5 protein-coding genes are annotated in these 3,439 nt (G+C 57.2%); 4 read left to right on the forward strand and 1 reads right to left on the reverse strand.

The features are described from left to right. Window positions 1-101: 101 nt before the first annotated feature. Window positions 102-1,526, reverse strand: a complete 1,425-nt coding sequence (locus tag PLN84_RS12795) for a transposase (RefSeq protein ID WP_348532145.1) — start codon at window positions 1,524-1,526, stop codon at window positions 102-104. Window positions 1,527-1,634: 108 nt separating this feature from the next. Here PLN84_RS12795 and PLN84_RS12800 point away from each other — a divergent pair, with 108 nt between their 5' ends. From PLN84_RS12800 to PLN84_RS12815, 4 genes are all read left to right on the forward strand, one after another. After that, complete coding sequence (locus PLN84_RS12800) at window positions 1,635-2,558, forward strand: ATP-binding protein (RefSeq protein ID WP_348532146.1); 924 nt, start codon at window positions 1,635-1,637, stop codon at window positions 2,556-2,558. 78 nt (window positions 2,559-2,636) lie between these two features. Beyond that, window positions 2,637-2,864: a nucleotidyltransferase domain-containing protein gene (locus PLN84_RS12805; RefSeq protein ID WP_292492812.1), complete on the forward strand. Its 228-nt coding sequence runs from the start codon at window positions 2,637-2,639 to the stop codon at window positions 2,862-2,864. A gap of 6 nt (window positions 2,865-2,870) precedes the next feature. After that, entirely contained in the window at window positions 2,871-3,173 is a 303-nt protein-coding gene (locus PLN84_RS12810; RefSeq protein ID WP_292492810.1) for a nucleotidyltransferase family protein, read from the forward strand. Continuing rightward, on the forward strand, window positions 3,170-3,343 hold the full coding sequence (locus tag PLN84_RS12815; RefSeq protein ID WP_292492807.1) for a HepT-like ribonuclease domain-containing protein: 174 nt from the start codon (window positions 3,170-3,172) through the stop codon (window positions 3,341-3,343). The genes PLN84_RS12810 and PLN84_RS12815 overlap by 4 nt, the downstream gene beginning before the upstream one ends. Window positions 3,344-3,439 lie beyond the last annotated feature (96 nt).

The following is a 3,439-nucleotide window of genomic DNA, read 5'->3' on the forward strand; positions in this document are numbered from 1 at the left end:
AAACCTACCGGAGAGATGTCTACGGCGGCGATGCAGCGTATATCATCCTCGACGAAGTCCAGACGATCGACGGGTGGGAGCGGTGGGTCAACTACCCCCCGCTAACGCAGGGGGCTTGCTGCCGGGGTCCCTTGCGGGACACAAGGCTGCAATTTAATGGGTGCGAAGGTTGACCGTTCAAAAGCTGTCCTTATTCGCACGGGCCGGTTGACGCGGCCCCTACCGATTATCCGTGGGATCACGGAATCACCGGCTACCTTTCTCAGGTGGTTCAGAGCGCCGTTGACATCGGCGTTGATCAGGGTGCCCAGAGCACTCCGGTATAATCCGCGCTTGATTCTGCGGGTCTTCCCGTAGGGGGGTTTGCGGATCGGGTCCAGGTTCAGGGCATCGACCTGCGAGGTGTAGGCTTCTGAGTGGGTGTCATCAAATCGGATCCCATACAGTTCGCACTTGCTCTTCAGTTTCTGCCGGAACTTGTGATACGGCACCTGCACGAAGTTCTGGTTCCCCCGCTTGCCGTGGTTGATCGTATCCTTGATCCCGTCCCAGCGAGGCAGGATCACGGTGCCGATCCGGTGCTGGAGAGCATAGTTCGCGATCCAGACCACGTAGCGGTTCATCGCTTCGGTGATCCGGCAGTCCCGCTTCTTCAGCAACCGGGCCTGCCGCTTCGTGATGCCCTCAATCTTCTGCTTATCCTTGATGCTCTGCAACCGTGCGTTCTCTTTGTTGTACCACCGGTTAATTGACTTGATACGCTTACCGTCGAGAATGACGGCAGCCCCGGTGGCGGTGTCAACCAGCGTCGCAAAGTTGTTGAGCCCGAGGTCGATCGCAAGGAACTGAGTGGGGTCGAGGTTCTTCGGCTTCGCGGGAACTCTGTAACAGAACTCGATCTTGTACGCCTTCCCGCCGTTGACCGGCAGGATCGTGACCTCCCGGATCTGGTGCGGCTTGATGCACGGCGGGATCGGGAACGTGAGCTCCTTCCCCGTCAGACCGTGTAACTTCCTGAATTTGTATGACATGCCGAGCGTCACGGACCCATTGCGGATCGTCAGGTGCGCCCGGGGGAATGCCAGCTTGAACCGGCCGTCTTTAGGGAGGTAGTGGGGGGGATGAGGGCAGTTTTCAAGTTTCCCCTTGCGATACTGTTTTAGCAGCTCAAAATACCCTTTGTAGGCTTCTTCAACAGATCTGAGCGTCTGCTGAGCGGGGTCGTTGTGCAGGAGGCTAAAGTTCTCGTTCGGCTTGGATTGAGTGTAGTTGCTGTATTCTTTGAAGGGGAAATCCTTCTTCCGGGTAAATGGGAGGTAGGATCCGACCAAAATATCTACCTTGGAGGTGTGATCCAGCCGGATCCCCTGAAGGATCTGACAGTTCTCCTGGTGTGTGGCGTAGTGCTGCCGAACGTTGTACAGTCCAACATTATACAAACTCTTGGCATGGTACGCGAGCGTGTCGATGATCCAGAAGGTCTTCTGGGGAAGACGGAGATAGTTGCTGACAACCCGCAGTGCCATTAGCTCTTATCATTGGTTCTTATCTATCTATACGATACTCCGCGCGGGGTGAAAGTGTACTGTGATTGTTATGGGCAATTCCTCCCCCCGCTTGCGCAGGGGGCCTCCTTGCCCGACGAGGTGAAGTCACTCTACGACCGCAAACAGTACTCTCTCATCGTGTCCGGTTCGACGTCGTACCTCCTCGACTCAAACCTCGCAACGCTCATCTCCGGGCGATATCTCCCGGTCCATGTCTACCCCCTCGATTTTGCGGAATACGCGGTCTTCTCGGGGGAAGAACTGCCGCACGACCCCGTTACTCTCACGGCGGCGAAGTACCGGTTCCTGAACCTGCTCGGCGAGTACCTCAGGGAAGGGGGGTTCCCGCAGGTCGTCCTTGGTGATGAGACGATCCGGCGGGATCAACTCGCGGCATACTACGATAGTATCGTCTACCGCGACATCGTGCGGGTCAACGAGGTGCGCAACCAGAAGGCGCTCGGCGATCTGCTCGCATACTGCATGACAAACGTAACCTCCCCCTACTCCTACCGGAACCTCCAGGAGATGCTCGGCATCGATATCGAGACCGTCAAGGAGTACCTCCACTATGCAGAGCAGGCAAAGATCCTCTTCGAGGTTCCCTACTTCAGTTACTCGCTGAAGGTACAGAGCCGGAACAACAAAAAGATCTACTGCATCGATAACGGCCTCAGGAACGCCGTCTCGTTCCGGTTCTCGAAAGACGAGGGAAGACTCGCCGAGAATCTCGTCTTTGTCGAACTTATGAAACGAGGTCATGAGGTGTACTACTGGAAGAAGAAAGGCGAAGTCGACTTCGTCGTCAAAAACCCGGACCAGTCGCTCTCGGCCATCAACGTCTCCTACACGGACGCTCTCCCCGAGAGGGAAGAGAGAGCGCTGCTTGAGTTTGCGGACCAGTACGGCACGCAAGTGCAGGAGTGTATCCTCCTCACGAAGGATACACAGAGAGAGGCAGGGAGGGTCCGGTATATCCCGCTCTGGAAGTGGCTGCTTTTGCAGCGCTGAGCAGGTGCCGGGTCATGGATCGTTGGATCGTTCTCCGGGAAGTGAGGTACCTCACCCCGGACAGGGAGAGCAGGCTCTATGGGGATAGGGAGGCGGCGCGTCTCCGCTATCATCCTGTACGGGTCGTTTGCCTCCGGCGACTTCCACGAGGGGAGCGATATCGATTCGTCGTCGCCAGCCTCAACAGGAACAACCGCATTTACGAGGTTCTTGCGAACAACAGAGCGGTCGCGACGGGCAACCCGAACCACAAAGATCGCTTGCATGGTAGGTTTCAAGGGGGTTATCCCCCATACTCTCAGATGAGAGTATATGAAGGACGGGGCAGAGATCTTAGGGCGGGTCATGACCGAGCGGGACCGGATCTGCGAGATAGCCGCACGCCACGGCGCACGGAACATTCGTATCTTCGGCTCCGTGGCGCGTGGGGAGGCGAAGGAGGAGAGCGACCTTGATCTTTTGATCGACCTCGAATCGGATAGGAGCCTCCTCGACCTCGTTGCCCTGAAATCGGATCTGGAGACACTGCTCGGGATCCCCGTCGATGTTGCCGAGCCCCTGACCCTGCACTGGTATATCAGGGACCGGGTGATGGCGGAGGCGGTGGTGCTGTGACGGACGCCACGCTCTACCTGATTCACATCAGGGAGTGTACCGACCGAATCGCGAGGTATACCCGCGGCGGGAAAGAGGCGTTTCTTGCTGATGAGATGATACAGGATGCCGTCCTCCGAAACCTCCAGATTCTCGCTGAATCCACACAAGCGGTCTCGACGAAGACCTGAAAGCAAACCATCCGGAGATCGACTGGCGGGGCATCTCCGGGTTTAGGAATATCCTCGTGCACCAGTACCTCAGCGTCAATCCCCTGCGGGTCTGGA

The organism is Methanoculleus sp. (genome assembly GCF_035363275.1).
Lineage (GTDB): Archaea > Halobacteriota > Methanomicrobia > Methanomicrobiales > Methanoculleaceae > Methanoculleus.

Bases quoted from the DNA above. Each gene is read 5' to 3' on its own strand.
- PLN84_RS12795 (WP_348532145.1), bottom strand. From the start codon at position 1,526: ATGGCACTGCGGGTTGTCAGCAACTATCTCCGTCTTCCCCAGAAGACC.
- PLN84_RS12805 (WP_292492812.1), top strand. From the start codon at position 2,637: ATGGGGATAGGGAGGCGGCGCGTCTCCGCTATCATCCTGTACGGGTCG.
- PLN84_RS12810 (WP_292492810.1), top strand. From the start codon at position 2,871: ATGAAGGACGGGGCAGAGATCTTAGGGCGGGTCATGACCGAGCGGGAC.